Annotated in this window: 37 protein-coding genes; 4 read left to right on the forward strand and 33 right to left on the reverse strand. The window is 67.0% G+C overall.

Features of this window, described 5'->3' with window-relative positions:
• The first annotated feature begins 1 nt into the window (after position 1).
• From IAI59_RS00875 to IAI59_RS00890, 4 genes are read left to right on the forward strand one after another with little or no spacing between them, the layout of a single operon-like run.
• On the forward strand, positions 2-973 hold the full coding sequence (locus IAI59_RS00875) for an ABC transporter permease (RefSeq protein ID WP_207417728.1): 972 nt from the start codon (positions 2-4) through the stop codon (positions 971-973).
• A gap of 1 nt (position 974) precedes the next feature.
• Complete coding sequence (locus tag IAI59_RS00880) at positions 975-1,910, forward strand: ABC transporter permease (RefSeq protein WP_207417729.1); 936 nt, start codon at positions 975-977, stop codon at positions 1,908-1,910.
• 8 nt (positions 1,911-1,918) lie between these two features.
• Complete coding sequence (locus IAI59_RS00885; protein ID WP_207417730.1) at positions 1,919-2,938, forward strand: ABC transporter ATP-binding protein; 1,020 nt, start codon at positions 1,919-1,921, stop codon at positions 2,936-2,938.
• Positions 2,935-3,942: an ABC transporter ATP-binding protein gene (locus IAI59_RS00890; RefSeq protein ID WP_207417731.1), complete on the forward strand. Its 1,008-nt coding sequence runs from the start codon at positions 2,935-2,937 to the stop codon at positions 3,940-3,942. Before IAI59_RS00885 ends, IAI59_RS00890 begins: the two co-directional genes overlap by 4 nt.
• A gap of 234 nt (positions 3,943-4,176) precedes the next feature.
• On the opposite strand, the gene IAI59_RS00895 is transcribed toward IAI59_RS00890, so the two are convergent.
• The 33 genes from IAI59_RS00895 to rpoC form a co-directional block, all read right to left on the reverse strand.
• Positions 4,177-4,818: a glutathione S-transferase family protein gene (locus tag IAI59_RS00895; RefSeq protein ID WP_207417732.1), complete on the reverse strand. Its 642-nt coding sequence runs from the start codon at positions 4,816-4,818 to the stop codon at positions 4,177-4,179.
• A gap of 13 nt (positions 4,819-4,831) precedes the next feature.
• A complete protein-coding gene (locus IAI59_RS00900; protein WP_207417733.1) occupies positions 4,832-5,659 on the reverse strand; it encodes an NAD kinase in 828 nt (275 codons plus the stop codon).
• A 137-nt stretch (positions 5,660-5,796) separates the two neighbouring features.
• Positions 5,797-6,225: a 50S ribosomal protein L17 gene (gene rplQ / locus IAI59_RS00905; RefSeq protein ID WP_207417734.1), complete on the reverse strand. Its 429-nt coding sequence runs from the start codon at positions 6,223-6,225 to the stop codon at positions 5,797-5,799.
• Between the two features lie 27 nt (positions 6,226-6,252).
• Positions 6,253-7,269 carry a DNA-directed RNA polymerase subunit alpha gene (locus IAI59_RS00910; protein WP_207417735.1) on the reverse strand — a complete coding sequence of 339 codons (1,017 nt, stop codon included), beginning with the start codon at positions 7,267-7,269 and terminating at the stop codon, positions 6,253-6,255.
• A gap of 25 nt (positions 7,270-7,294) precedes the next feature.
• A complete protein-coding gene (gene rpsK / locus IAI59_RS00915) occupies positions 7,295-7,690 on the reverse strand; it encodes a 30S ribosomal protein S11 (RefSeq protein ID WP_207417737.1) in 396 nt (131 codons plus the stop codon).
• A gap of 1 nt (position 7,691) precedes the next feature.
• Positions 7,692-8,069, reverse strand: coding sequence for a 30S ribosomal protein S13 (gene rpsM, locus IAI59_RS00920; protein ID WP_120637997.1), 378 nt, complete (start codon positions 8,067-8,069; stop codon positions 7,692-7,694).
• A gap of 304 nt (positions 8,070-8,373) precedes the next feature.
• On the reverse strand, positions 8,374-9,027 hold the full coding sequence (locus tag IAI59_RS00925; protein ID WP_207417738.1) for an adenylate kinase: 654 nt from the start codon (positions 9,025-9,027) through the stop codon (positions 8,374-8,376).
• A gap of 43 nt (positions 9,028-9,070) precedes the next feature.
• Positions 9,071-10,438, reverse strand: coding sequence for a preprotein translocase subunit SecY (secY, locus tag IAI59_RS00930; protein ID WP_207417739.1), 1,368 nt, complete (start codon positions 10,436-10,438; stop codon positions 9,071-9,073).
• A 109-nt stretch (positions 10,439-10,547) separates the two neighbouring features.
• A complete protein-coding gene (gene rplO / locus IAI59_RS00935; protein WP_207417740.1) occupies positions 10,548-11,042 on the reverse strand; it encodes a 50S ribosomal protein L15 in 495 nt (164 codons plus the stop codon).
• A 1-nt stretch (position 11,043) separates the two neighbouring features.
• Positions 11,044-11,241: a 50S ribosomal protein L30 gene (gene rpmD, locus IAI59_RS00940; RefSeq protein ID WP_207417741.1), complete on the reverse strand. Its 198-nt coding sequence runs from the start codon at positions 11,239-11,241 to the stop codon at positions 11,044-11,046.
• On the reverse strand, positions 11,234-11,851 hold the full coding sequence (rpsE, locus tag IAI59_RS00945; protein WP_207417742.1) for a 30S ribosomal protein S5: 618 nt from the start codon (positions 11,849-11,851) through the stop codon (positions 11,234-11,236). The genes rpmD and rpsE overlap by 8 nt, the downstream gene beginning before the upstream one ends.
• Before the next feature lie 12 nt (positions 11,852-11,863).
• Complete coding sequence (rplR, locus tag IAI59_RS00950; protein WP_207417744.1) at positions 11,864-12,226, reverse strand: 50S ribosomal protein L18; 363 nt, start codon at positions 12,224-12,226, stop codon at positions 11,864-11,866.
• The gene (gene rplF, locus IAI59_RS00955) at positions 12,227-12,763 is read right to left on the reverse strand and encodes a 50S ribosomal protein L6 (RefSeq protein ID WP_207417746.1); all 537 of its coding nucleotides are present in this window, start codon (positions 12,761-12,763) and stop codon (positions 12,227-12,229) included.
• A gap of 13 nt (positions 12,764-12,776) precedes the next feature.
• A complete protein-coding gene (rpsH, locus tag IAI59_RS00960) occupies positions 12,777-13,175 on the reverse strand; it encodes a 30S ribosomal protein S8 (RefSeq protein ID WP_207417749.1) in 399 nt (132 codons plus the stop codon).
• Between the two features lie 15 nt (positions 13,176-13,190).
• Positions 13,191-13,496 carry a 30S ribosomal protein S14 gene (gene rpsN / locus IAI59_RS00965; protein ID WP_207417751.1) on the reverse strand — a complete coding sequence of 102 codons (306 nt, stop codon included), beginning with the start codon at positions 13,494-13,496 and terminating at the stop codon, positions 13,191-13,193.
• A 65-nt stretch (positions 13,497-13,561) separates the two neighbouring features.
• Positions 13,562-14,122, reverse strand: coding sequence for a 50S ribosomal protein L5 (gene rplE / locus IAI59_RS00970; protein WP_207417752.1), 561 nt, complete (start codon positions 14,120-14,122; stop codon positions 13,562-13,564).
• On the reverse strand, positions 14,119-14,436 hold the full coding sequence (rplX, locus tag IAI59_RS00975; RefSeq protein WP_207417753.1) for a 50S ribosomal protein L24: 318 nt from the start codon (positions 14,434-14,436) through the stop codon (positions 14,119-14,121). Before rplX ends, rplE begins: the two co-directional genes overlap by 4 nt.
• 1 nt (position 14,437) lies before the next feature.
• Entirely contained in the window at positions 14,438-14,806 is a 369-nt protein-coding gene (gene rplN / locus IAI59_RS00980) for a 50S ribosomal protein L14 (protein ID WP_207417754.1), read from the reverse strand.
• Positions 14,807-14,817: 11 nt separating this feature from the next.
• The gene (gene rpsQ / locus IAI59_RS00985; protein WP_207417755.1) at positions 14,818-15,108 is read right to left on the reverse strand and encodes a 30S ribosomal protein S17; all 291 of its coding nucleotides are present in this window, start codon (positions 15,106-15,108) and stop codon (positions 14,818-14,820) included.
• A 16-nt stretch (positions 15,109-15,124) separates the two neighbouring features.
• The gene (gene rpmC / locus IAI59_RS00990) at positions 15,125-15,331 is read right to left on the reverse strand and encodes a 50S ribosomal protein L29 (protein WP_207417756.1); all 207 of its coding nucleotides are present in this window, start codon (positions 15,329-15,331) and stop codon (positions 15,125-15,127) included.
• 4 nt (positions 15,332-15,335) lie between these two features.
• Complete coding sequence (gene rplP / locus IAI59_RS00995; protein WP_207417758.1) at positions 15,336-15,758, reverse strand: 50S ribosomal protein L16; 423 nt, start codon at positions 15,756-15,758, stop codon at positions 15,336-15,338.
• Between the two features lie 11 nt (positions 15,759-15,769).
• Positions 15,770-16,447 carry a 30S ribosomal protein S3 gene (gene rpsC, locus IAI59_RS01000; RefSeq protein ID WP_207417759.1) on the reverse strand — a complete coding sequence of 226 codons (678 nt, stop codon included), beginning with the start codon at positions 16,445-16,447 and terminating at the stop codon, positions 15,770-15,772.
• A 1-nt stretch (position 16,448) separates the two neighbouring features.
• Positions 16,449-16,853, reverse strand: coding sequence for a 50S ribosomal protein L22 (gene rplV / locus IAI59_RS01005; RefSeq protein WP_207417760.1), 405 nt, complete (start codon positions 16,851-16,853; stop codon positions 16,449-16,451).
• Between the two features lie 6 nt (positions 16,854-16,859).
• Positions 16,860-17,138: a 30S ribosomal protein S19 gene (gene rpsS, locus IAI59_RS01010; protein WP_109517962.1), complete on the reverse strand. Its 279-nt coding sequence runs from the start codon at positions 17,136-17,138 to the stop codon at positions 16,860-16,862.
• A gap of 5 nt (positions 17,139-17,143) precedes the next feature.
• Positions 17,144-17,977: a 50S ribosomal protein L2 gene (rplB, locus tag IAI59_RS01015; RefSeq protein WP_207417761.1), complete on the reverse strand. Its 834-nt coding sequence runs from the start codon at positions 17,975-17,977 to the stop codon at positions 17,144-17,146.
• 4 nt (positions 17,978-17,981) lie between these two features.
• Positions 17,982-18,278, reverse strand: a complete 297-nt coding sequence (locus tag IAI59_RS01020; RefSeq protein ID WP_207417798.1) for a 50S ribosomal protein L23 — start codon at positions 18,276-18,278, stop codon at positions 17,982-17,984.
• Between the two features lie 29 nt (positions 18,279-18,307).
• Complete coding sequence (gene rplD / locus IAI59_RS01025) at positions 18,308-18,928, reverse strand: 50S ribosomal protein L4 (protein WP_207417762.1); 621 nt, start codon at positions 18,926-18,928, stop codon at positions 18,308-18,310.
• Positions 18,929-18,940: 12 nt separating this feature from the next.
• Positions 18,941-19,627, reverse strand: a complete 687-nt coding sequence (gene rplC, locus IAI59_RS01030) for a 50S ribosomal protein L3 (RefSeq protein WP_207417763.1) — start codon at positions 19,625-19,627, stop codon at positions 18,941-18,943.
• A gap of 17 nt (positions 19,628-19,644) precedes the next feature.
• Positions 19,645-19,953, reverse strand: a complete 309-nt coding sequence (rpsJ, locus tag IAI59_RS01035) for a 30S ribosomal protein S10 (protein ID WP_137177962.1) — start codon at positions 19,951-19,953, stop codon at positions 19,645-19,647.
• 30 nt (positions 19,954-19,983) lie between these two features.
• Positions 19,984-21,171: an elongation factor Tu gene (gene tuf, locus IAI59_RS01040; protein ID WP_207417764.1), complete on the reverse strand. Its 1,188-nt coding sequence runs from the start codon at positions 21,169-21,171 to the stop codon at positions 19,984-19,986.
• A 26-nt stretch (positions 21,172-21,197) separates the two neighbouring features.
• Positions 21,198-21,674: a 30S ribosomal protein S7 gene (rpsG, locus tag IAI59_RS01045; RefSeq protein ID WP_120639579.1), complete on the reverse strand. Its 477-nt coding sequence runs from the start codon at positions 21,672-21,674 to the stop codon at positions 21,198-21,200.
• Positions 21,675-21,686: 12 nt separating this feature from the next.
• Positions 21,687-22,058 (reverse strand): 30S ribosomal protein S12, encoded by a 372-nt coding sequence (gene rpsL, locus IAI59_RS01050; RefSeq protein ID WP_207417765.1) that lies wholly within the window; start codon positions 22,056-22,058, stop codon positions 21,687-21,689.
• A gap of 335 nt (positions 22,059-22,393) precedes the next feature.
• The gene (gene rpoC / locus IAI59_RS01055) at positions 22,394-26,662 is read right to left on the reverse strand and encodes a DNA-directed RNA polymerase subunit beta' (protein ID WP_207417766.1); all 4,269 of its coding nucleotides are present in this window, start codon (positions 26,660-26,662) and stop codon (positions 22,394-22,396) included.
• Between the last annotated feature and the right edge of the window lie 88 nt (positions 26,663-26,750).

Genomic DNA, 26,750 nt, shown 5'->3' on the forward strand with positions numbered 1-26,750 from the left:
CATGAGCCTTTACCTGATGCGGCGGCTGTTGCAGGCCGCCCTCGTCATGCTGGCGATGTCCGTCATCGTCTTTGTCGGCGTCTATGCCATCGGCGACCCGATCGAGATCCTGATCTCGCCCGACGCCGACCAGATGGAGCGCGAGCGCGCCATCAAGGCGCTGGGCCTCGATCTGCCGCTGTACATGCAGTACCTGTCCTTTCTGGGCAACGCGCTGCGCGGCGACCTCGGCCGCTCCTTCGTGTTCAACGAGCCCGCCCTGCAGCTGATCCTGCAGCGCATGCCGGCAACGCTGGAGCTGGCCTTCGGTGCCACCATCATGGCGCTGATCATCGGCATCCCGCTTGGCCTGTATGCCGGGCTGAAGCCGAAGTCCTTTTTCTCCAAGTGCATCATGACCGGCTCCATCCTCGGCTTCTCGCTGCCGACCTTCTGGGTCGGCCTGATGCTGATCATGGTCTTCGCGGTGCAGCTCGGCTGGCTGCCGTCCACCGGCCGCGGCGAGACGGTGGAGGTCATGGGCCTGCGCTGGTCGTTCCTGACCTGGGACGGGCTGCGCCACCTGGCCATGCCGGCGCTGAACCTGGCGCTGTTCAAGATCAGCCTGGTGATCCGCCTGACGCGCGCCGGCGTGCGCGAAACGATGCTGATGGACTACGTGAAGTTCGCCCGTGCCAAGGGGCTGACCAACCGCCGCGTCATCTCGGTGCACGTCTTCAAGAACATCATGATCCCGGTGGTGACCGTGGTGGGCCTGGAGCTTGGCTCCACCATCGCCTTCTCCGTGGTGACGGAAAGCGTCTTCGCTTGGCCGGGCATGGGCAAGCTGATCATCGACAGCATCAACGTGCTGGATCGCCCTGTCATCGTCGCCTACCTGATGATCATCGTGCTGATGTTCATCACCATCAACCTGCTGGTCGACCTGTCCTATTCGGCGCTCGACCCGCGCGTGCGGCTGGAGAACAAGTGACATGAGCGCGAGTTCCCTTCCCCAGGGCGGCCTGCCGGCCGCCGCCGCCCCCGTGGCGCCCAAGGTCGAGACGCCGTTCCGCCGCTTCGTTTCGGAATTCTTCGAAAGCAAGTCGGCGATCCTCGGCCTGGTGGTCTTCGTGTCCGCCGTGCTGATCGCGCTGTTCGCGCCGCTGATCGCCCCGCAGAACCCCTACGACCTCGCCCAGCTCGACATCATGGACGGACGCATGGAGCCCGGCACCGTCGGCGGCGCCGGCTTCACCTACTGGCTCGGCACCGACGACCAGGGCCGCGACATGCTGTCCGGCATCATGTACGGCCTGCGCATCTCGCTGATGGTGGGCGTGGGCTCGGCCATCATCGCCTGCGTGGTCGGCGCCTCGCTCGGCCTGCTGGCCGCCTATGCGGGCGGCAGGACCGACAGCATCATCATGCGGCTCGTCGACCTGCAGCTGTCCTTTCCCAGCATCCTGGCGGCGCTGATGATCCTGGCCTTTCTGGGCAAGGGCGTGTTCAACGTCGTGCTGGCGCTGGTGATCGTGGAATGGGCCTACTACGCCCGCACCGTGCGCGGCACCGCGCTGGTGGAGCGCCGGCGCGAATACATCGAGGCGGCGCAGTGCCTGGCGCTGCCGACGCACCGCATCATCTTCCGCCACCTCCTGCCCAACTGCATGCCGCCGCTGATCGTGGTGGGCACCATGCAGATCGCCCGCGCCATCGCGCTGGAGGCGACCCTGTCGTTCCTCGGCCTCGGCGTGCCGATCACCGAGCCCTCGCTCGGCCTGCTGATCTCCAACGGCTACGAGTACATGCTGTCGGGCAAGTACTGGATCAGCTTCTACCCCGGCATCGCGCTGCTGGTGACCATCGTCTCCATCAACCTGGTGGGCGACCACCTGCGCGACGTGCTGAACCCGCGGCTGAAGAAGTGACCGACCGTATGTCCTCTGTGATGCAGGCCCCCGTCGCGGGGTCGCCCACGCTCGAAGTCCGCAACCTGCGCACGCATTTCCATACGCGCGCCGGCGTGGTGAAGGCCGTCGACGACGTGTCTTTCACCGTCGGGCGCGGCAAGGTGCTGGGGCTGGTGGGCGAGTCCGGCTCCGGCAAGACCGTCACCGGCTTCTCCATCCTGGGGCTGGTGGACGAGCCGGGGCGGATCGCCGGCGGCTCCATCCTGTTCCACGGGCAGGACCTGGCGAAGCTTTCGGAAGAGGAGATGCGCAAGCTTCGCGGCAACCGCATCGCCATGATCTTCCAGGACCCGATGATGACGCTGAACCCGGTCCTGCGCATCGACACGCAGATGATCGAGACGGTGCAGGCGCATAGCGGCGTGTCCAAGGAGGAAGCCCGCCAGCGCGCCCGCGACACGCTGGGCATGGTCGGCATCCCCTCCCCCGACGAGCGGCTGAAGTCCTACCCGCACCAGTTCTCCGGCGGCATGCGCCAGCGCGTGGCCATCGCCATCGCGCTGCTGCACCGCCCCGAGCTGATCGTGGCCGACGAGCCGACCACCGCGCTCGACGTCACCATCCAGGCGCAGATCCTGGCCGAGGTGCAGAAGCTGTGCGCCGAAACCGGCACCGCGATGATCTGGATCACCCACGACCTGTCCGTGGTCGCGGGCCTGGCGGACGACATCGCGGTGATGTACGCCGGCCGCGTGGTGGAAAAGGGCGAGGTCGCGCCCGTGCTCGACATGCCGCTGCACCCCTATACCGCAGGCCTGATCGGCTCCGTGCCCAGCCGCAACAAGCGCGGCGAGCCGCTGCGGCAGATCCCGGGCATGACGCCCAGCCTGCTGACGCTGCCGCCCGGCTGCGCCTTCCGCAGCCGCTGCCCGCGCGCCACCGAGATCTGCCAGCAGGAGCCGCCCTTCGGCGAGGTGGCCCCCGGCCGCGACGTGCGCTGCTTCCACCCGATGTTCACCAGCCCTGCCCAGGGAGAAGCCGCATGAGCAGCAGCACCCCCATCATCGAGCTGAAGGGCGTTTCCAAGCGCTTCTCCAAGAAGCTCGACTTCGCCGGCAAGATGCTCGCCAAGCTTGGCGCGCCGGTGAAGGACGAGACGGTGCATGCGGTCGACGGCGTGGACCTCACCGTGACCAAGGGCGAGGTCGTGGGCCTGGTCGGCGAGTCCGGCTGCGGCAAGTCGACGCTCGGCCGCATGGTCGCCGGCATCATGCCGGCCAGCGACGGCACCATCCGCTGGCACGGCAAGGAGCTGGCGGAGCTGACCGGCGCCGATGGCCGTCGTGCCAAGCTGCAAACGCAGATGATCTTCCAGGACCCGATGTCCTCGCTCAACCCGCGCCTGCGGGTGGCCGACATCGTGGGCGAGGCGCCGCTGGTGCACGGGCTGACCACCCGCCGCGAATTCGACGGCTACGTGGACGAGCAGCTGCGCCGCGCCGGCTTCGACCCCAGCCTGAAGCGCCGCTACCCGCACCAGTTCTCCGGCGGCCAGCGGCAGCGCATCGGCATCGCCCGCGCGCTGGCGGTGCAGCCCGAGTTCATCGTCTGCGATGAATCCGTGGCCGCGCTGGACGTGTCCATCCAGGCGCAGATCCTGAACCTGTTCATGAAGCTGCGGCAGGACCTCAACCTCACCTACCTGTTCATCAGCCATGACCTCGGCGTGGTGGAGCACCTGTCCGACCGCGTGGTGATCATGTATCTCGGCCGGGTGGTGGAGGAGGCGGCGTCGGAGGAGATCTTCGCCCGCGCCAACCACCCTTACACCCAGGCGCTGCTGTCCGAGGTGCCGCGCATCGACGCGCGCAAGAAGAGCTTCGCCGGCGTGAAGGGCGAGATCCCCTCCCCCCTCAACCCGCCGAGCGGCTGCCATTTCCACCCGCGTTGCCCGCATGCCTTCGACCGCTGCAAGCTGGAGCGCCCGGCGCTCAAGACCGTGGCGCCGGGGCACCGCAGCGCCTGCCATCTGAACGACCGGGTGGCCTGAGACCTGGGAAACCCCGCTTCGGCGGGGTTTTTCTTTGCCGCGGCGGCAACGGCCAAGGGAGGGGCGACCCGGTCCTTCCCGCGCTCGCGGACAACCGGCCGAAGCCGGTCATGGCATCATGAACGACCTGCCTCATCCCGCCCAGCCGGGCAGCGTGGCTGTCCCGCTCTTGCGAGGCATCGCCGCGCGCCGTCAGGGCCCAGGGACTACCGGCGATCCTGGCCCCCGCCTGTTTCAGTCCTGCGGCAGCTTCGGCCCCGCGGTGGGCGCGGGAGCCTCTTCCGGCCCGGCATCGATGGCGATGGCGCGCTGCAGCGCCGGGCGCTCCTCGCAGCGGGCCACAAAGGCGCTGCGGGTGGCGGTGGCCTCCACCAGCCCGAACTGCAACATCCAGCGCAGTGCCGAGCCCAGCACCACGTCCGCCGCGCTGAAGGACGCGCCCAAGAGCCATGGCCCTTCGGCGAGGCCGGCATCCAGCGTCGCCATCACGCGGTCGTAGTCGCCCCAGCCATAGGCGGTCGGGTTGCCGGTCCAGCCACCCGCCTTTTCCACCACCGCCGGCTCCAGCGTGGCGGAGGCGAACATCAGCCATTGCAGGTAGCGGCCGCGATCGGTGTGGTTGAGCGAGGGGGCCAGGCCGGCTTCCGGCAGGCGGTCGGCCAGCCAGGCGCAGATGGCGGTGGAATCCGCGATGGTGACGCTGCTGCCCTGCGTCAGCACCGGCACCTTGCCCATCGGGTTCAGGGCGCGGAACGCAGGCGTCTGCTGGGCACCGGTGGCGATGTCCACCAACTCACGCTCATAGGCGGCGCCCGCCTCCTCCAGCATCCAGAGCACGCGCAGCGAGCGGGTCCGGGGGGACCAGTAGAGCTTCATGGGGTCGGTTCCTCTAGACCGTGAATTGTTCGGCGATGATGCGTTCGGACAGGCCGTGGTCGGGGTCGAACAACAGCGTCAGGCGGCTGGCGCGGTCTTCCCGCACCTCCACCGAGCGGACGTCGCGCACCTCCACGTAGTCGGCCACGGCGGCGACCGGGCGCTTGGCATGCTCCAGCACCTCGAACACAACCACCGCCTCGCCGGGCAGCAGGGCGCCGCGCCAGCGGCGGGGGCGGAAGGCGGAGATCGGTGTCATCGGCAGCAGGTTGGCGCCGAGCGGCACGATGGGCCCATGGGCGGACAGGTTGTAGGCCGTGCTGCCGGCGGGGGTGGACACCAGGATGCCATCGCAGATCAGCTCCGGCAGGCGCTCCTTGCCGTCCACCAGGATGCGGATCTTGGCAGCCTGCCGGGTTTCGCGCAGCAGCGACACCTCGTTGATCGCCAGCGCGTCGCGCTGCACGCCCTCGCCGTCCAGCGTGCGCATGCGCAGCGGGAACAACGTGGCGGATTGCGCGGCCAGCAGGCGGGCGGGCAGGTCGTCCTCGTGGAACTCGTTCATCAGAAAGCCGACGCTGCCGCAGTTCATGCCGTAGGTGGGCAGGTTGCGACCCAGAAAGCGGTGCTGGGTTTCCAGCATGAAGCCGTCGCCGCCCAGTGCCACGATCACCGCCGCCCGCTCCACCGGGGCATTGCCATGCCGGGCAACCAGCCGCGCCTGCGCTGCGCAGGCGACGTCCGTGGGGGCCGCCAGAAAGGCGATGCGGTCGTGCAGGTCGGCCGGCAGGTCCGGCATCTCGATGCCGGTGGCGCCCGGTCCCATCAGGGCCGCGGTCATGGCTGAGGGTCCGGCATGGGGGGGGCTGCGCGCATGGCCGGGACTGTCGCGCGGGGCGGCGCCGGCAGCAAGCGCAGGAGAACAAAAAAGGGGCGGATGGTTGCCCATCCGCCCCTGATCCGGTCGCTGGAAGCGGCTTACGCCGCGTCCTGCTGGCCCTCGGCCTCGGCATCGGCCACAGGGCCGCTGTCGAGGCCCTTGGCGCCGACATCGCGCTCGACCAGCTCGATCACCGCCATGTCGGCGGCGTCACCGTAGCGGACGCCGGCCTTCAGCACGCGGGTGTAGCCGCCCGTGCGGGTCTTGTACCGCTCGGCGATGGTGGTGAAGAGCTTGGCCACCACCTTCTCGTCGCGGATCTGGGCATAGGCCTGACGGCGGGCGTGCAGGTCGCCGCGCTTGCCCAGGGAAATGATGCGCTCCACGTAGGGGCGCAGTTCCTTCGCCTTGGGCAGAGTCGTGGTGATCTGCTCGTGCTTGATCAGGCTGGTCGCCATATTGCGGAGCATCGCAATACGGTGGGTAGAGGTAACGCCGAGCTTCCGGCCGGCAACCCCGTGACGCATGGGTCTATTCCTTCAAGTGGCCGAAAGTCAGAACGGCTCTTCGATCTTCTTGGCGAGGTCCTCGATGTTCTCCGGCGGCCAGCCCGACACGGTCATGCCGAGGCCGAGGCCCATGGAGGCGAGGACTTCCTTGATCTCATTCAGCGACTTGCGGCCGAAGTTCGGAGTGCGGAGCATCTCCTGCTCCGTCTTCTGCACCAGGTCGCCGATGTAGACGATGTTGTCGTTCTTCAGGCAGTTCGCGCTGCGGACCGACAGTTCCAGCTCGTCCACCTTGCGCAGCAGGTTACGGTTGAAGGGCAGGTCGTCCTGCACCTCTTCCACCTTGCGCTCGCGCGGCTCATCGAAGTTGATGAACAGCTGGAGCTGGTCCTGCAGAATGCGCGCGGCGAGCGCGATGGCATCGTCCGGCGCGATCGTGCCGTCCGTTTCCACCGTCAGCACCAGCTTGTCGTAGTCGGTGCGCTGGCCCACGCGGGTCGGCTGCACCTGGTACGCCACGCGGCGGACAGGGGAGTAGATGGCATCGACCGGGATCAGGCCGATGGGCGCGTCTTCCGGACGGTTCTCGGAGGCGGGCACGTAGCCCTTGCCCACGTCCACCGTCAGCTCCATCGACAGCTTGGCGCCGTCGTCGAGCGTGCAGATGACCATGTCCGGATTGGCGATCTCGATGTCGCCGGTGGTCTGGATCTGGCCGGCGGTGACCTCGCCAGGGCCGGTCGCCGTGAGCTGGAGGCGCTTCGGCCCCTCGCCCGTCATGCGGATCGCCAAGCGCTTGATGTTCAGGACGATGTCGGTGACATCCTCCCGAACGCCCTGCAGGCTGGAGAACTCATGCAGCGCGCCGTCGATGCGGATGGCCGTGACGGCGGCACCCTGCAGCGACGACAACAGGATGCGACGCAGCGCATTGCCGAGCGTCATGCCGAAGCCGCGCTCCAGCGGCTCCGCCACCACGGTCGCGGTGCGGGTCGGCTCCGCCCCCAGCTCGACGTCGAGCTTCTCGGGACGGATCAGGGAACGCCAGTTGCGCTCAAGCAAGTTGATACCTCCTTGCCGCCGTGCCTCAGACCCGGCGCCGCTTGCGCGGGCGGCAGCCGTTGTGCGGGATCGGCGTCACGTCGCGGATGGCCGTCACGTAGAAGCCGACCGTCTGCAGAGCGCGCAGGGCCGACTCACGCCCCGAACCCGGGCCGGACACCATGATCTCCAGCGTCTCCATCCCATGCTCGCGCGCCTTGCGGCCCGCATCCTCGGCCGCGACCTGCGCGGCGTAGGGGGTGGACTTGCGGCTGCCCTTGAAGCCCTGGCTGCCGGCCGAAGACCAGGCGATGGCGTTGCCCTGGCTGTCGGTGATGGTCACGATGGTGTTGTTGAAGGAGGCGAGAACGTGGGCCACGCCGGACGCAATGTTCTTGCGTTCCTTCTTGCGCGGACGACCGCCGCTGGGCTGACGGGCCATGTTACTTGGTCACCTTCTTCTTGCCGGCGATCGCGACGGCCTTGCCCTTGCGGGTGCGCGCGTTCGTGTGGGTGCGCTGGCCGCGGACCGGCAGGCCCTTGCGGTGACGCAGGCCGCGATAGCAGGCCATGTCCATCAGGCGCTTGATGTTCATCGCGTTCTCGCGACGCAGATCGCCCTCGACCCGGTAGTCACGGTCGATCGTCTCGCGCAGCTTGACGATCTCTTCGTCCGTCAGCTGGTTGACGCGCCGGTCCTCGGGGATGCCGAGCTGCTCGCAGATCACCTTCGCATTCGCCGGACCAATGCCGTAAATGTAGCGGAGGGAAATGAGAACGCGTTTGTTGGTGGGGATGTTCACGCCTGCAATGCGCGCCACGTTGCTGCTCCCGGAGCCTCAGGGGCTCTCGTTCAACTGCCCGGCGCCAGATTGCGCCGGACCCAGGTGATCGTTCGCGCCCCGCCAAAGACAGAACGCAAACAGCCTCGCGGCCGGGTTGACCCCGTCCGTAAGAGGCGGCGGTGTACCCGCTCAGTCCGCGAAGAGTCAAGGGTCGAGAAAGAAATGTGACGGCGAGCCGCAACCGCTGGCCCGCCCGGATTCGACAAGGCCCGGGAAAGGTCATCTCCCGGGCCTTGTCGCGGATGGCGGGAGCATGCCCCCGCCTGTCCATCTTGCGTCCTTACCGGGGCGCGCCCAGGATCGCCTCGATCTGCACGGCCACATCGTCCATCGCCGCCATGCCGTCCACCGCCTGCAGCTTGCCCTGCGCCCCGTAATACGGCAGCAGCGGCGCCGTCTGGCGATGGTAGGCTTCCAGCCGCGCGGCCACCGTCTCCGCCTTGTCGTCGGCGCGGCGGACGAATTCGGTGCTGCCGCAGACGTCGCAGATCCCGGCCTTGCGGGTGGGCTTGAAGCTGTCGTGATAGCCGGTGCCGCACTTGGCGCAGGTGAAGCGGCCGGCGATGCGCTCCACCAGCGCATGGTCGTCGACCTTCAGCTCGATCACGTGGTCGAGCTGCAGGCCCTTGTCCCGCAGCATGATGTCCAGCGCCTCGGCCTGCGGCGTGGTGCGGGGGAAGCCGTCCAGGATGAAGCCGCGGGCGGCATCGGGCTTCTCCACCCGCAGCGCCAACATGGCGGTGATGATGGCGTCCGGCATCAGCTCGCCGCGCTCCATGATCCCCTTGGCCTGCAGCCCGATCTCGCTGCCGCTCTTGACCTCGGCCCGCAGCATGTCGCCCGTCGAGATCTGCGCGATCCCGTAGCGGTCTTCCAGGCGCTTGGCTTGCGTGCCTTTGCCGGCCCCCGGCGGGCCGAGCAGGATCAGGTTCATCGGCGACGTGTTCCTCTAGGGTATCCAGCAGAAGCCCGCGCGCTTACCGCGCGCGGGGAGCACCACCGCGACCACCGCCGAGGCGAGACTTGCGAATCAGCCCCTCGTACTGGTGCGCGAAGAGATGAGACTGAATCTGGGCCACCGTGTCCATGGTCACCGACACGATGATCAGCAGCGACGTGCCGCCGAAGTAGAAGGGCACGCCATACTGGCTGATCAGGATCTCGGGCAGCAGGCAGACGATGCAGAGATAGATGGCGCCCACGCCGGTCAGGCGGGTCAGCACGCGGTCCAGGTAATCGGCGGTGGACTGGCCGGGCCGGATGCCGGGGATGAAGCCGCCGTTCTTCTTGAGCTGGTCCGCCGTCTCGGACGGGTTGAACACCACCGCCGTGTAGAAGAAGGCGAAGAAGATGATCAGCGCCACATAGAGCAGCATGTAGCCCGGGCGGCCATGCGCCAGCGCGTTGGCGATGGTGGCCAGCCAGCCATCCGTCTGCCCGGCGCCGGAAAAGCCCGCGAAGGTGGCCGGCAGCAGCAGCAGCGAGGAGGCGAAGATCGGCGGGATGACGCCGGCGGTGTTCAGCTTCAGCGGCAGGTGGGTGTTCTCGCCGCCGAACATCTTGTTGCCGACCTGGCGCTTCGGATACTGGATCGGGATGCGCCGCTGAGCGCGCTCCATGAACACCACGAAGGCGATCACGGCGAGCGCGATCAGCAGAAACAGGATGATGAACACGGTGGACAGCGCGCCAGTACGGCCAAGCTCCAGCGTGGCGACCACGGCGTGCGGCAGGTTGGCAACGATGCCGGCGAAGATGATCAGGCTGATGCCATTGCCGACGCCGCGGGCGGTGATCTGCTCGCCCAGCCACATCAGGAACAGCGTGCCGCCGACCAGGGTGACGACGCAGGAGACGCGGAAGAACATCCCCGTCTCGAACACCGCCGTCTGGCCCAGGCTGCCGCGCATGCTTTCCAGCCCGATCGCCAGCCCCCAGGCCTGGAACAGCGCGATCACGACGGTCAGGTAGCGGGTGTACTGGTTCAGCTTCTTGCGGCCGGACTCGCCCTCCTTCTTGAGGGCCTCCAGGCTCGGCACGGCGCTGCCCAACAACTGCACGATGATGCTGGCGGAGATGTAGGGCATGATGTTCAGCGCGAACACCGTCATGCGGCCCAGCGCGCCGCCAGTGAACATGTCGAACATGCCCAGGATGCCGGAACCGTGCTGGCGCAGGATGTCGGCCATCACGTTGGCGTCCACGCCCGGCACGGGAACATAGGTGCCGATGCGGTAGACGATCAGCGCAGCCAGGGTAAACCAGATGCGCTTCTTCAGCTCGGTGGCTTTGGAAAGCACGCCGAGGTTGAGGTTGGCTGCGAGCTGCTCGGCGGCGGACGCCATGATATCCCGACCCTTCAACATGACTGCGGCGCCGGGAGCATGCCCCACGGCGCCGTTGCCAGCCCTAGACTGCATCACCTAGCGCCCCCTGACACGGGGGCGCAAGGCGTTACGCCTTGGGTGCTTCTTCCTCGGTGGCCACGGGGTTCAGCACGGTGACCGTGCCGCCCGCCGCCTGCACCGCCGCGATCGCCGCCGCCGAGGCGCCGGACACCGTGATGGTGATGGCGCGCTTGATCTCGCCACGCGCCAGCAGGCGAACGCCGACGACCTTGCCGCCGGTGCGGATCAGCCCGGCCTCACGCAGCATCGCCTCGTCGATCGTGCTGCCCGACAAGCGGCCGGACTCGATCGCGGCCTCCAGCGTGTGCAGGTTGATCGGCGCATATTCCTTGCGGAAGATATTGACGAAGCCACGCTTCGGCATGCGCCGGTAGATCGGCAGCTGGCCGCCTTCGAAGCCGTTCAGCGAAACGCCGGTGCGGGCCTTCTGACCCTTCACGCCACGGCCGGAGGTCTTACCCTTGCCCGAGCCAATGCCGCGACCGACGCGCTTGAACTTGTTGCGCGCGCCTTCGTTGTCGCGCAGTTCGTTCAGCTTCATCCTACTTCTCCGTGGTCTCGCCGACCTGGATCAGGTGGGCGACCTTGCGGATCATGCCGCGCACGGCCGGAGTGTCCTCCAGCTCCCGCGTGCGGCGGATCTTGTTGAGGCCGAGGCCGATCAGCGTTTCGCGCTGACCGGGCTTACGGCCGATGGGCGACGCGATCTGCGTCACCCGGACGGTCTTGTTCTCAGCCATTGGCCACAGCCTCCGTACCGGCGGCGTCGTCCTTGCGGCTGCCCAGCAGGTCCGAGACCTTCTTGCCGCGGCGCGACGCAACGGCCCGGGGGCTGGTGCAGCGTGCCAGGGCGGAGAAGGTCGCCTTGACCATGTTGTGCGGGTTCGTGGAACCCGTGCACTTGGCGACGACGTCGCCCATGCCGAGCGTCTCGAACACCGCGCGCATCGGGCCGCCGGCGATGATGCCGGTACCGGCCGGTGCGGCGCGCAGGATGACGCGGCCAGCGCCGAAGTCGCCGATCACGTCGTGATGCAGGGTACGACCCTCACGCATCGGGACGCGGATCATCGTCTTCTTCGCGCGCTCGGTGGCCTTGCGGATCGCCTCCGGCACTTCGCGTGCCTTGCCGGCGCCCCAGCCAACGCGGCCCTTCTCGTCGCCCACGACAACCAGGGCTGCGAAGGAGAAGCGACGGCCACCCTTCACCACCTTGGCGACGCGGTTGATGGTGACCAGCTTGTCCTTCAGCTCGTCGCCGGGCTCGCGCTCGGCGTTGCGATCGGGACCACGGCCGCGGCCACGACGATTCTGATCGTCGCTGCCGCCGCTCCTCGGTTCACGTGCCATGTTCTGTGCTCCTTAGAACGACAGCCCGCCCTCGCGGGCGCCGTCCGCCAGGGCTTTCACCCGGCCGTGATACAGGTAGGGGCCACGGTCGAAGACGACCGCGGTCACACCGGCGGCGATGGCGCGCTCGGCCAGCAGCTTGCCGATGGTGGACGCGGCATCCTTGTCGGCACCGGTCTTGAGACCGTCGCGCTGGGCCTTCTCCAGGCTCGACGCTGCGGCCAGCGTACGGCCGGCCTTGTCGTCGATGATCTGGGCGTAGATGTGGCGGCCCGAACGGAACACCGACAAACGCGGGCGACCGCCGCTCTTGAGGCGAAGCTGGAAGCGCAGCCGCGCGCGACGGCGGGTCTGCAAAGCGAGTTTGTTCGCCATTTACTTCTTCTTCCCCTCCTTGCGGAGGATGACTTCGTCCGTGTAGCGCACGCCCTTGCCCTTGTAGGGCTCGGGGCCGCGGAAGCCGCGGATCTCGGCGGCCACCTGGCCGACACGCTGCTTGTCCGCACCCTCGACCTTCACGGCCGTGGGACGCTCGACGGTGATCTTGATCCCGGCCGGCACGGCGTAACGGATCTCGTGGCTGTAACCGAGGTTCAGCACGAGGTCGTTGCCCTGCATGGCGGCGCGGTAGCCGGTGCCGGTGATTTCCATGGACTTGGAGAAGCCCGTGGACACGCCGATGCACATGCCGTTGATCAGGCTGCGGGTGGTGCCCCACATGGTGCGGGCCCGACGATCCGAGCCCTTGGGGGCCACGGACACTTCGTTGCCCTTGATCTCGACGTCCACCGCATCGGTCACGACCGGGTAGCTCAGCTCGCCGAGCTTGCCCTTGGCGGTGACGATGCCGTCGTTCATCGAGACGGTGACACCGGCGGGAACGGAGACGGGATATTTGCCGACGCGCGACATGCTGATCCCTCCCTCAGAACACGCGGCAGAGGACTTCGCCGCCAACATTGGCAGCGCGGGCCTCACTGTCGCTCATCACGCCGGACGGCGTGGACAGGATGGAGATACCAAGACCGTTGTAGAACTTCTGCAGTTCCTTGATCTTGGTGTAGACGCGCCGGCCGGGCTTGGAGACGCGGGTGATCTCCTTGATGGCGGGCTCGCCTTCGGAATACTTCAGCTCGATGTCGAGCATCGACACGCCGGGGCGCACCTGCTCGGCACGCCAGGCCCGGATGTAGCCTTCGCGCTTCAGGACATCGAGAACATCGGACCGCAGGCGGCTGGCCGGCGACACGATACGGCTATGCTTGGCGCGCTGTCCGTTGCGGATGCGCGTGAGCATATCACCGAGCGGATCGGAGAGAGACATGGTGTGCCCCGTTCCTTACCAGCTGGCCTTGACGAGCCCGGGGATCTGGCCGGTCGAGGCCAGGTCACGGAGCGCGATGCGGCACAGCTTGAATTTGCGGTAGTTGGCGCGGGGGCGGCCGGTCAGCTCGCAGCGCAGGCGCACGCGGTTGCGGGCCCCGTTGCGCGGCAGCTCGGCCAGCTTCAGCGTTGCCTCGAAGCGCTCTTCCACCGACAGCTCGCGATCCATGATCACGGACTTCAGGGCGGCGCGCTTGCCGGCGTGCAGCTTGGACAGCCGCTCACGCTGCTTGTTCTTTTCGATAGCCGAAGTCTTGGCCATACGGTTCTAATCCTCCGGAACCTGCCCGGTCTGGCCAAGTGACCAGCCGGGGCGGTTTTCCAAACTCAGTTGACGAAAGGAAGATCGAAGGCCTTCATCAGGGCCTTGCATTCCTTGTCCGTCTTCGCCGTCGTGACGAACACGATGTCCATCCCCCGGATCTGATCAACCTTGTCGTAGCTGATCTCGGGGAAGATGATCTGCTCCTTGAGGCCGAGCGAGAAGTTGCCGCGGCCGTCGAAGCCCTTATTAGCAGGAAGCCCGCGGAAGTCACGCATGCGCGGCATCGCGATCGTCACCAGACGGTCGAGGAACTCGAACATCTTGGCGCGACGCAGCGTCACCTTGCAGCCGATCGCCTGGCCTTCACGGATCTTGAAGCCCGCGATCGCCTTCTTCGCCTTGGTCTTCACCGGCTTCTGGCCGGCGATGAGCGTCAGCTCGCCCAGGGCGACATCCAGCTTCTTGCCATCGGCGGCGGCTTCGCCGACGCCCATGTTGATCACGATCTTCTCCAGCTTCGGCACCATCATGGGGTTGCCGTAGCCGAACTCTTCCATCAGCTGCTTGCGCACCGTATCGAGGTAGCGCTGCTGCATGCGGGGAAGCGTCTTCGCCTCGCTCATGCGATCACCTCGCCAGAGGCCTTCGCCACCCGGACCTTCTTGCCGTCCTCAAGCACCTTGAAGCCGACGCGGGTCGGCTTGCCGGACTTCGGGTCCAGCAGGGACAGGTTGGAGAGGTCGATGGTCGCCTCCTTCTCCACGATCCCGCCTTCCTGACCCGCGCCCTTCGGCTTGGTGTGGCGCTTCACGATGTTGACGCCCTGCACCACCGCGCGGTTGTCCGCCGGCAGGACCCGCAGGACCTCACCCTTCTTGCCCTTGTCGCGGCCCGTCAGGACCTGGACCTGGTCGCCCTTCTTGATCTTGGCGGCCATGTTACAGGACCTCCGGCGCCAGGGAGATGATCTTCATGAACTTGCGCGCGCGCAGCTCACGGACCACCGGGCCAAAGATACGGGTGCCGATCGGCTCGTTCTGCTTGTTGATCAGAACGGCCGCGTTGCGGTCGAAGCGGATGGCCGTGCCATCCACCCGGCGCACCGGATAGGCGGTGCGAACGATGACCGCGCGCTGCACGTCACCCTTCTTCACCTTGCCGCGCGGAATCGCTTCCTTGACGGAGACGACAATGATGTCGCCCACCGACGCGGTGCGCCGCTTGGAGCCACCCAGCACCTTGATGCACTGAACCCGGCGGGCGCCCGAGTTGTCGGCGACCTCCAGGTTGGATTCGACGATGATCATCGATCGCTACCTCAGACCGTCGCCGGCTCGGCCGCGGCGTCAAAGCCGGCCGGGGCGGGAACAGCCTCGCCATTGCGCGTGACCAGAAGCCAGGTCTTGCGCTTGCTGATCGGACGGCATTCCTCGATGGACACGAGGTCGCCTTCCTTGCACAGGTTCGCGTCGTCATGCGCGGCGTACTTCTTGGAGCGCCGGATGAACTTCTTGTAGAGCGGGTGCATCACGCGACGCTCGACAAGCACCGTCACGGTCTTGTCCTGCTTATCGCTCACGACCCGCCCGGTGAGGACGCGCTTCGGCATTGCCGGGGTCTCCTCGTCAGGCTTTGGCTGCCGAGCGGGTCTGCTCGGCCAGCACCGTCTTAACACGGGCGATGTCGCGACGCACCACCTTGATGCGGGAAACCGCCTCAAGCTGGCCTGTCGCGCGCTGGAAGCGCAGGTTGAACTGCTCCTTGCGGAGGTCCAGCAACATCGTCTTCAACTCGTCCGGGGACTTGCCCCGGACGTCCACGATCTTGGTCATCTGATCAGAGCTCCGCCGCACCCAGACGGGTGACCAGCTTGGTCTTGATCGGCAGCTTCGCGGCACCCAGAGCCAGGGCTTCGCGCGCCGTCTCCAGGCTGACGCCGTCGATCTCGAACATGATGCGACCCGGCTTGACGCGGGCCACCCAGTATTCCGGCGCGCCCTTGCCCGAACCCATGCGGACTTCCGCAGGCTTCGTGGACACGGGAACGTCCGGGAAGATGCGGATCCACACCCGGCCCGCGCGCTTCATGGCGCGGGTGATGGCGCGGCGGGCCGCTTCGATCTGCCGGGCGGTGACCCGCTCCGGCTCCAGCGCCTTCAGGCCGAACTCGCCGAAGGTGAGGCTGAAGCCACCCTTCGCCAAGCCCTTGATCCGACCCTTATGCGCTTTGCGGAACTTCGTGCGCTTTGGCTGCAGCATTTCTCAATACCTTAGCGCTGAGGCGCCTGCTCGGCGGCGCGCTTGTCCTGCGCCATCGGGTCATGGCCCAGAATTTCACCCTTGAAGATCCACACTTTGACACCGCAGGTGCCGTAGGTGGTCTTCGCGGTCGCGGTGCCGTAGTCGATATCGGCGCGGAGCGTGTGCAGCGGCACCCGGCCCTCGCGATACCACTCCATGCGCGCGATCTCAGCGCCACCCAGACGGCCGCCGCAGTTGATGCGGATGCCGCCGGCGCCGAGGCGCATGGCGGACTGCACAGCGCGCTTCATCGCGCGGCGGAAGGCCACGCGGCGCTCCAGCTGCTGCGCGATGCTCTCGGCCACCAGCTGCGCCTCGATCTCCGGCTTGCGGATCTCGACGATGTTCAGCGACACCTCGGCCCCGGCGAGCTTCGCCAGGTCCTTGCGCAGCACCTCGATGTCCGCGCCCTTCTTGCCGATCACGACGCCCGGACGGGCGGCATGGATCGTCACGCGGGGCTTCTTGGCCGGACGCTCGATCAGCACCTTGGACACGCCGGCGCCCTTGAGCCGGGTCTTCAGGGTGTTGCGCAGCTTCAGGTCATCGTGCAGCAGGCGCGAATAGTCGGCATCGGCGTACCAGCGGGAATCCCAGGTCCGGTTGATGCCGAGCCGCAGCCCGATCGGATTGACTTTGTGGCCCATGTTACGCGGCCTCCTGCTCTGCGGGCGCGGTCTCGGCGTTCGCCTCGGCCACCGTGATCGAGAGATGGCTGAACCACTTCTCGACGCGGGCGGCCTTGCCGCGGCCGCGCGCCTGGAAGCGCTTCATCACCATGGCGCGGCCTACCTCGACGCGCGACACGACCAGGCGGTCGACGTCGAGCGAGTGGTTGTTCTCGCCATTGGCAATGGCGCTTTCCAGCGTCTTCTTCATCGTGTCGGAGATCCGGCGCTTGGAGAAGGTCAGGATCGCGACCGCGTCCTGCGCCTTCTTGCCGCGGATCAGCCCGGCAACGAGGTTCAGCTTGGTGGGCGACACGCGGATGTTCCGCGTGACGGCCTGCGCCTCGGTTTCCTTGAGGGCGCGGGGATGCTTCGGCTTGCTCATGATGCCTTAGCCCCTCTTCGCCTTCTTGTCGGACGAATGCCCGGTGAAGGTCCGCGTCGGCGAGAACTCGCCGAACTTGTGACCCACCATGTTCTCCGAAACCTGGACGGGGATGAACTTCTTGCCGTTGTAGACACCGAAGGTCAGCCCGACGAACTGCGGCAGGATCGTGCTGCGACGCGACCAGATCTTGATGATCTCGTTGCGCGTCGAGGCACGGGCCGCATCCGCCTTGTTCAGCAGGTAGCCGTCGACGAACGGCCCCTTCCAGACACTGCGCGACATCGCGGTCAGCCCTTCGTGACGTTGCGGCGACGGACGATGAGGCTGTCCGTGCGCTTGTTGGTACGCGTCTTGTAGCCCTTGGTCGGCTTGCCCCACGGCGTGACCGGGTGGCGGCCGCCCGAGGTCCGGCCTTCACCACCACCATGCGGGTGGTCGACCGGGTTCATGACCACGCCGCGCTGATGCGGCTTGCGGCCCAGCCAGCGCGAACGGCCGGCCTTGCCCAGATGCTGGTTCTGGTTGTCGGGGTTCGACACCGCACCGATGGCGGCGATGCACTCGCCCCGCACCAGGCGCACTTCACCGGACATCAGCTTGATCTGCGCGTAGCCGGCATCCTTGCCGACCAGCTGGGCATAGGTGCCCGCCGAACGCGCGATCTTGCCGCCCGCACCGGGCTTCATCTCGATGTTGTACACGATGGTGCCGACCGGGATCGCACCCAGCGGCATCGCGTTGCCGGGCTTGATGTCGACCTTCTCGCCGGCGACGACCGTGTCGCCCACCTTCAGGCGCTGCGGCGCGATGATGTACGAAAGCTCGCCATCCGCGTACTTCAGCAGCGCCAGAAAGGCCGTGCGGTTCGGGTCGTATTCCAACCGCTCGACCGTCGCGGGCACGTTGAACTTGCGCCGCTTGAAGTCGACCACGCGGTAGGACTGCTTGTGCCCGCCCCCACGGAACCGGACGGTGATCCGACCATGATTGTTGCGGCCGCCGGAGTGGCTCTTGCCCTCCGTCAGCTGCTTGACCGGCTTGCCCTTGAACAGCTCGGAACGATCGATGAGGATCGTGCCGCGCGAGCTCGGGGTGACCGGGTTAAAGTGCTTCAGCGCCATGGCGTTAAGCGAGCCCCGTCGTCAGGTCGATGCTCTGGCCTTCGGCCAGGCGGACGACCGCTTTTTTCCAATCGGAGCGCACGCCCTCACGGCCGCGCACCCGCTTGGTCTTGCCCTTCACGACGGACGTGTTCACGGCGACCACCGTCACCCCGAACAGCGTCTCGACCGAAGCCTTGATCTCCGGCTTCGTCGCGCTCAGCAGGACCTTGAAGGAGACCTGGCCCTGTTCGCCCAGGCCGGCCGCCTTCTCCGTCACCAGCGGCGAGAGGATGGTCTGATACATCATCTCGCGCGACAGGACGGGCTTCTTCGTCTTCGCGGTCTCGCTCACGACAGGCGCTCCTTCAGGGCCTCGATGGCCGAGCGGGTCACCGCCAGCACATCGTGGTTCAGGATGTCGTACACGTTGGCGCCCATGGTCGGCAGGACGTTGACGTGGGGCAGGTTGCGCACGGCGCGGCCGAAGCCGTCTTCCACCGTGGCATCCACCACCAGCGCGCTCTTCCAGCCGAGCGCCTTGAGCTTCACCGCGACCGCGGAGGTCTTGGCGTTCTCGCCGAGCGCGACGTTGTCGAGCACGATCAGCTTGCCCTCGGCGGCCTTCTGGCTCAGCGCGCTGATCAGGCCCAGGCGGCGGACCTTCTTGTTCAGCGAGTAGCCATGGTCACGCACCACGGGACCGTGCACCACACCACCGGTGCGGTACTGCGGCGCGCGCAGCGAGCCCTGACGGGCGTTGCCCGTGCCCTTCTGGCGATACGGCTTCTTGGTCGAGCCCGAAACCTCGCCCATGCCCTTCACCTTGTGCGTGCCGGCGCGGCGCTTGGCCAGCTGCCAGTGCACGACGCGCGCCATGATGTCGGCGCGGGGGGACGCGGCGAAGACCTCGTCGGGGAGGTCGATGTCGCCAGCCTTGCCGTTATCCAGCGTAATGACCGGAACCTGCATTGTCCTGTTTCCTCAGGCCACGGCCGCGGGGAACGGCGCATCGGCATGGCGCGCGCGCTTCACAGCGTCCCGCACCAGCACGTAGCCGCCCTTGGCGCCCGGCACCGCGCCCTTGACCATCAGCAGGCCACGGTCGAGGTCGAAACCCGCGACTTCGAGGTTCTGCGTGGTAATGCGCTCGACGCCGAGATGGCCCGCCATCTTCTTGTTCTTGAAGGTCTTGCCCGGATCCTGACGGTTGCCCGTCGAACCGTGCGAGCGGTGCGAGATCGACACGCCGTGCGAGGCCTCGAGACCGGCAAAGTTCCAGCGCTTCATGGCGCCGGCAAAACCCTTGCCCTTCGAGGTTCCCGTCACGTCGACGATCTGGCCCTTCACGAAGTGCTCCGCAGAGAGCTTCGCGCCCACATCCAGCGTGGCATCGCTGCCCACGCGGAACTCGGCGACCTTCATCGGTGCCTCGACACCCGCCTTGGCGAAGTGACCCTTGTTGGGCTTCGAGACGTTCTTCGGCTTCGCCAGGCCAAAGCCCAGCTGCACCGCATCATAACCGTCCTTCTCCGCCGTCTTCGTCGCCACCACGCGCACCTGGTCCAGGTGCAGCACGGTGACGGGGACAGTGGAGCCGTCATCGTTGAACAAGCGGGTCATGCCCAGCTTCTTCGCGATCAGGCCGGTGCGACCATTCTTCGCGGCCATGGTATGTCTCCCGGCCTTCAGATCTTGATCTCGACGTCCACCCCGGCGGCCAGGTCGAGCTTCATCAGCGCGTCCACGGTCTGCGGGGTGGGGTCGACGATATCAAGCAAACGCCGGTGAGTCCGGATCTCGAACTGCTCACGGCTCTTCTTGTCGACATGCGGCGAACGGTTCACGGTGAACCGCTCGATCTGCGTCGGCAACGGGATCGGGCCGCGCACGCGCGCGCCCGTCCGCTTCGCGGTGTTCACGATCTCCCGCGTGCTGCCATCCAGCACGCGGTGATCGAACGCCTTGAGGCGGATGCGGATGTTCTGGCTGTCCATGACTGGCGCCTATCTCTTCCCGCTGCCCGCTTACGCGCTGATGGAGGCGACGACGCCGGCGCCGACGGTGCGGCCGCCTTCGCGGATGGCGAAGCGCAGGCCCTCATCCATGGCGATCGGCGCGATCAGCTCGACGTCCATCGACACGTTGTCCCCCGGCATCACCATCTCAACGCCGTCCGGCAGCGTCACCACGCCCGTCACGTCGGTCGTGCGGAAGTAGAACTGCGGGCGGTAGTTGGTGAAGAACGGCGTGTGGCGGCCGCCTTCTTCCTTGGTCAGCACGTAGGCCTCGGCCTTGAACTTGTTGTGCGGCTTGATCGAGTTCGGGGCCGCCAGAACCTGGCCGCGCTCCACGTCCTCGCGCTTGGTGCCGCGCAGCAGCGCGCCGATGTTGTCGCCCGCCTGTCCGCTGTCCAGCAGCTTGCGGAACATCTCGACGCCCGTCACCGTCGTCTTCACCGTCGCCTTCAGGCCAACGATCTCGACTTCCTCGCCGACCTTGATCACGCCCCGCTCCACGCGGCCCGTCACCACCGTGCCGCGGCCCGAGATGGAGAACACGTCTTCCACCGGCATCAGGAACGGACGGTCAATGGCGCGCTCCGGCTGCGGGATGTAGGCATCCACCGCCGCCATCAGCTCCAGGATCGCGTTCTCGCCCAGCTCCGGCGACTTGTCTTCCAGCGCCATCAGCGCCGAGCCCTTGATCACGGGGATGTCGTCGCCCGGGAACTGGTAGGAGCTCAGCAGCTCGCGCACCTCCATCTCGACCAGCTCCAGCAGGTCGGGATCGGCCATGTCGCACTTGTTCAGGAACACCACCAGCGCCGGCACGCCAACCTGGCGCGCCAGCAGGATGTGCTCGCGCGTCTGCGGCATCGGGCCGTCGGCCGCCGACACCACCAGGATCGCGCCGTCCATCTGCGCCGCACCCGTGATCATGTTCTTCACGTAGTCGGCGTGGCCCGGGCAGTCCACGTGGGCGTAGTGGCGGTTGGCCGTCTCGTACTCGACGTGCGCCGTCGAGATCGTGATGCCGCGCGCCCGCTCCTCGGGGGCCTTGTCAATCTGGTCGTACGCCGTGAACGACGCACCGCCCGACTTCGCCAGGACCTTGGTGATCGCCGCCGTCAGCGACGTCTTGCCATGATCCACGTGCCCGATCGTGCCAATATTGCAGTGCGGCTTGTTCCGCTCAAACTTAGCTTTCGCCATCGTCTTCAGTCCCCGATCGGGTGTCGTTACCAGCGGTAGTGGCTGAAAGCCTTGTTGGCTTCGGCCATCCGGTGCGTGTCTTCGCGCTTCTTCACGGCGGTGCCGCGGTTGTTCGCGGCATCCATCAGCTCCGAGGAGAGCCGCTCTTCCATCGTGTGCTCACCGCGCTTGCGGGAGCTCTCGATGAGCCAGCGGATCGCCAGGGCCTGGCGCCGCTCGGGACGCACTTCGACGGGCACCTGATAGGTGGCACCGCCGACGCGGCGCGAACGCACCTCGACCGCGGGCTTCACGTTGTCCATCGCCTCATGGAACAGGCGCAGGGGGTCGCTGTTCGGACCGCCGCGGCGCTTCAGGGTGTCCATGGCGGCGTAGACGATACGCTCGGCCGTGCTTTTCTTGCCGTCATACATCAGCACGTTCATGAAACGGCTGAGGACGACGTCGCCGAACTTCGGGTCCGGCAAAACTTCGCGCTTCTCGGCGCTATGGCGACGCGACATCGCTGCTATTCCTTACTTCGGCCGCTTCGCGCCGTAGAGCGAGCGCCGCTTGCGACGCTTGGAGATGCCCTGCGTGTCCAGCACGCCGCGCAGGATGTGGTAGCGCACACCCGGAAGATCCTTCACGCGCCCGCCGCGGATCAGCACCACGGAGTGCTCCTGCAGGTTGTGACCTTCACCGGGGATGTAGCTCACGACTTCATAGCCGTTCACCAGGCGCACCTTGGCGACCTTACGCAGAGCCGAGTTCGGCTTCTTCGGCGTGGTCGTGTAGACGCGGGTGCAAACGCCACGCTTCTGCGGGCAGTTCTGCAAGGCCGGAACCTTGTTCCGCACCGGCTTGGGCTCACGCCCGCGGGCAATGAGCTGATTGATCGTCGGCATGACGCCCCTTGTGCTTCTACTGACGCCCAGACCCCATGCAAGCGAAGCAGCCCGGCCAGACCATGCATTGCTGCATGACCCTTCCGAGCCTTTGCCCCGCCCCCGGCCTAGACATCCATGAAATGGATGCGGCACCGGTTGCGCAGAACCTGTCGTCCGAACTCCGCAGGCCTACCCGGTGCTCCGGATAAACCCCGTCGAGGGGGCGGAACCTACGCGCCGACCCACAATGAGTCAAGCACGCCGCACCCCCGTCACAGGGAATCCGGGGCCGAAAGGACCCCGGATTCCTTTTGCCTCCCCTGCGCCGGACGCGGGTGCGCCCGGCCGGGACCTTACTCCGCCGCTTCGGCGCCGGGCTTGGGCAGCGCCGCGCTGGTCTGCGGCAGCCGCTGGCCATCGCGCTGTGCGGCCAGCGCCCGCAGCCGGTTCATCACGGAGCCCGTGCCCGCCGGGATCAGGCGCCCGACGATCACGTTCTCCTTCAGCCCGGCCAGGAAGTCGACCTTGCCGGCCACCGCCGCCTCCGTCAGCACCCGGGTCGTTTCCTGGAAGGAGGCGGCCGAGATGAAGGAGGTGGTCTGCAGCGACGCCTTGGTGATGCCCTGCAGCACCGGCTCGGCCCGCGCCGGGCGCTCCTTGTTCGCGATCAGCTTCTCGTTCTCGATCTCGAACTCGATGCGCTCGACCGTTTCGCCGGTCAGGTAGGTGGTGTCGCCCGGCTCCAGGATCTCCACCTTCTGCAGCATCTGACGAACAATGACCTCGATGTGCTTGTCATTGATCTTCACGCCCTGCAGTCGATAGACGTCCTGGATCTCGTTGACCAGGTAGTTGGCCAGCGCCTCCACGCCCAGCACCCGCAGGATGTCGTGCGGCACGCGGGGACCGTCGACCAGCGGGTCGCCGGCCTTCACGTAGTCGCCTTCCTGCACGGACACGTGCTTGCCCTTGGGCACCAGGTACTCGCGGGCCACGGGCGCGTCGTCGCCCACCTGCTCCGGCACCACCAGGATGCGGCGCTTGGCCTTGTAGTCCTTGCCGAACTCCACGCGCCCATCGATCTCGCTGATGATCGCGTGGTCCTTCGGGCGGCGGGCCTCGAACAGCTCGGCCACGCGGGGCAGACCGCCGGTGATGTCGCGGGTTTTGGAGGACTCGCGCGGCAGGCGGGCCACCACGTCGCCGGCCGCCACCTGGGCGCCGTTCTCGACTGAGAGGATCGAGTCGGGCGACAGGAAGTAACGGGCCTCGGCGCCGTTGGAGAGCTTGGCGATGTTGCCCTTCTCGTCCTTCAGGATGATGCGCGGCCGCAGATCGACGCCGCGCGCCGCCTGCTTGTAGTCCACCACCACCTTGGAGGAGAGGCCGGTCACCTCGTCCTGCCGCTCCACCAGCGTCACGCCCTCGATCAGGTCGGCGTATTCGATCGCGCCACCCTTCTCCGTGATGATCGGCAGGGTGAAGGGATCCCACTCGGCCAGCTTCTGGCCGCGCGTCACGGCGATGCCGTCCTCCAGCGTCAGCAGCCGGGCGCCGTAGGGCACGCGGTAGCGGGCGCGCTCGCGGCCGGCGGCGTCGCTCAGCACGATCTCGCAGTTACGCGACATCACGATGGGCACGCCCTGGCTGTTGGTCACCACGTTGCGGTTGACCACCACCACGGTGCCGTCGCTGGTGGCTTCCACCGCCGACTGCTCCGCGCCACGCTGCGCCGCACCGCCGATGTGGAAGGTGCGCATGGTGAGCTGCGTGCCCGGCTCGCCGATCGACTGCGCGGCGATGACGCCCACCGCCTCGCCGATGTTGACCGTCGTGCCGCGGGCGAGGTCGCGCCCGTAGCACATGCCGCAAACGCCGGAGCGCGCGTCGCAGGTCAGCACGGAGCGGATGTAGACCTCCTCCACGCCCGCCTGCTCCACCATCTCGGCGGAAGGCTCGTCCACCAGCGTGCCGCGCGGCAGGATGACCTCGCCCGTTTCCGGGTCGACCACGTCGCGCTGCACGGTACGGCCCAGGATGCGCTCGCTCAGCGAGGACACCGTCTCGCCGCCATCCATCACGGCGCGCACGGTGATGCCGCGCTCGGTGCCGCAATCGGGCTCCACGATGATGCAGTCCTGCGCCACGTCCACCAGGCGGCGGGTCAGGTAGCCGGAGTTCGCGGTCTTCAGCGCGGTGTCCGCGAGGCCCTTGCGGGCCCCGTGGGTCGAGTTGAAGTACTCCAGGACGGACAGGCCCTCCTTGAAGTTCGCGATGATCGGCTGCTCGATGATCTCGCCGGAGGGCTTGGCCATCAGGCCGCGCATGCCGGCCAGCTGGCGCATCTGCGCCGGCGAGCCGCGCGCACCGGAATGCGACATCATCCACACCGAGTTGGTGACGCGGCCGACCTCCTGGCGGGAGATCTCCTTCATCATCGCGCCGGCAACCTCGTCCGTGCAGCGCGACCAGGCGTCGACCACCTTGTTGTAGCGCTCGCCGGCCGTGATCAGGCCGTCGAGGTACTGCTGCTCGAACTCCTTCACCTCGGCCTTGGTGCTGGCGATGAGCCCCTCCTTCTCGGCGGGGATCATCATGTCGTCCTTGCCGAAGGAGATGCCGGCCTTGGCCGCCTGCTTGAAGCCGAGGCTCATCAGGCGGTCGGCGAAGATCACCGACTCCTTCTGGCCGCAGTGGCGGTACACCGCGTCCATGACGTCCGAGATGGACTTCTTGGTCAGCTGGCGGTTGACCAGGCTGTAGGGCGTGCGCGGGTCGCGCGGCAGCAGCGCGCCCATCATCATGCGGCCGGCGGTGGTCAGCACGGTCTCGTGACGCTTAGCGTTGTCCTCGCTCGGCGCCGGCACGCGCGCCATCACGGCGGTGTGCAGCGTGATGGAACCGGCGGCCAGCGCCTGCTCCACCTCGCCCAGGTCGCCGAACACGTGCGGCCGGTGCTCCAGCGCCTTGCGCTCGGCATCGTTCAGCGCATCCACGGCCTTGCCGTTGGCACTGCCAATGGCGGCGCGGATCTGCTCCAGCTCCTTCTGGGCGACGCGGAACTCCGGCGTTTCTAGCGAGAGGTAGTACAGGCCCAGAACGATGTCCTGGCTCGGCACGATGATCGGCTTGCCGTTGGCGGGGCTGAGGATGTTGTTGGTGGACATCATCAGCACGCGCGCTTCCAGCTGGGCCTCAAGGCTCAGCGGCACGTGCACGGCCATCTGGTCGCCGTCGAAGTCCGCGTTGAAGGCGGTGCAGACCAGCGGGTGCAGCTGGATCGCCTTGCCTTCGACCAGCACCGGCTCGAAGGCCTGGATGCCCAGGCGGTGCAGCGTCGGCGCGCGGTTCAGCATCACCGGATGCTCGCGGATCACCTCTTCCAGGATGTCCCAGACCTCGGGACGCTCCTTCTCCACCATCCGCTTGGCGGCCTTGATGGTGGTGGCGTGGCCGTACTTCTCGAGCTTCGAGTAGATGAAGGGCTTGAACAGCTCCAGCGCCATCTTCTTGGGCAGGCCGCACTGGTGCAGCTTCATCTCGGGACCGACGACGATCACCGAGCGGCCCGAATAGTCGACGCGCTTGCCCAGCAGGTTCTGCCGGAAACGGCCCTGCTTGCCCTTCAGCATGTCGGACAGCGACTTCAGCGGGCGCTTGTTGGCACCCGTGATGGCGCGGCCGCGGCGGCCGTTGTCGAACAGCGCGTCCACGGACTCCTGCAGCATGCGCTTCTCGTTGCGCACGATGATGTCCGGCGCCCGCAGCTCGATCAGCCGCTTCAGGCGGTTGTTGCGGTTGATGACGCGGCGGTACAGGTCGTTCAGGTCGGAGGTCGCGAAGCGGCCGCCGTCCAGCGGCACCAGCGGGCGCAGCTCGGGCGGGATCACCGGCACGACGTCGAGGATCATCCACTCGGGGCGGGCGCCGCCCTCCTTGAACGCCTCGATCATCTTCAGGCGCTTGACGTACTTCTTGCGCTTGGCTTCCGACGCCGTCTCCTTGAGATCGACGCGCAGCTGCGTGCTCTCACGGTCCAGGTCGATGCCGGCCAGCATCTGCTTGACCGCCTCGGCGCCGATGCCGACCGAGAAGGCGTCCTCGCCGAACTCGTCCTGCTTGGAAACGAACTGCTCCTCGGTCAGCAGCTGGTGCAGCTTGAGGTCGGTCAGGCCCGGCTCCAGAACCACGTAGGATTCGAAGTACAGGACCTTCTCCAGCTCCTTCAGCGACATGTCGACCATCAGGCCGACGCGGCTCGGGAGGGACTTCATGAACCAGATGTGCGCGACCGGCGAGGCGAGCTCGATATGGCCCATGCGCTCGCGGCGCACCTTGGCCAGCGTCACCTCGACGCCGCACTTCTCGCAGATGATGCCGCGGAACTTCATCCGCTTGTACTTGCCGCACAGGCACTCGTAGTCCTTGATCGGACCGAAGATGCGCGCGCAGAACAGCCCGTCCCGCTCCGGCTTGAACGTCCGGTAGTTGATCGTCTCGGGCTTCTTGATCTCGCCATAGGACCACGAGCGGATCTGCTCGGGCGAGGCGATGGTGATCTTAATCTGATCGAAAGTCATCGCCTGGCCGGTCTGGCCAAGGATCTTCATCAGTTCGTTCATGCGCCCGTCCTCTCAAGGTGAGGCCGCCGCGCCGGGATCTTCCCGGCGCGGCTGAGCAAAAGGTGATTGGTGGAAGTCGCGGCGGCCT

The organism is Roseomonas haemaphysalidis (assembly GCF_017355405.1).
Classification (GTDB): Bacteria; Pseudomonadota; Alphaproteobacteria; order Acetobacterales; family Acetobacteraceae; genus Pseudoroseomonas; species Pseudoroseomonas haemaphysalidis.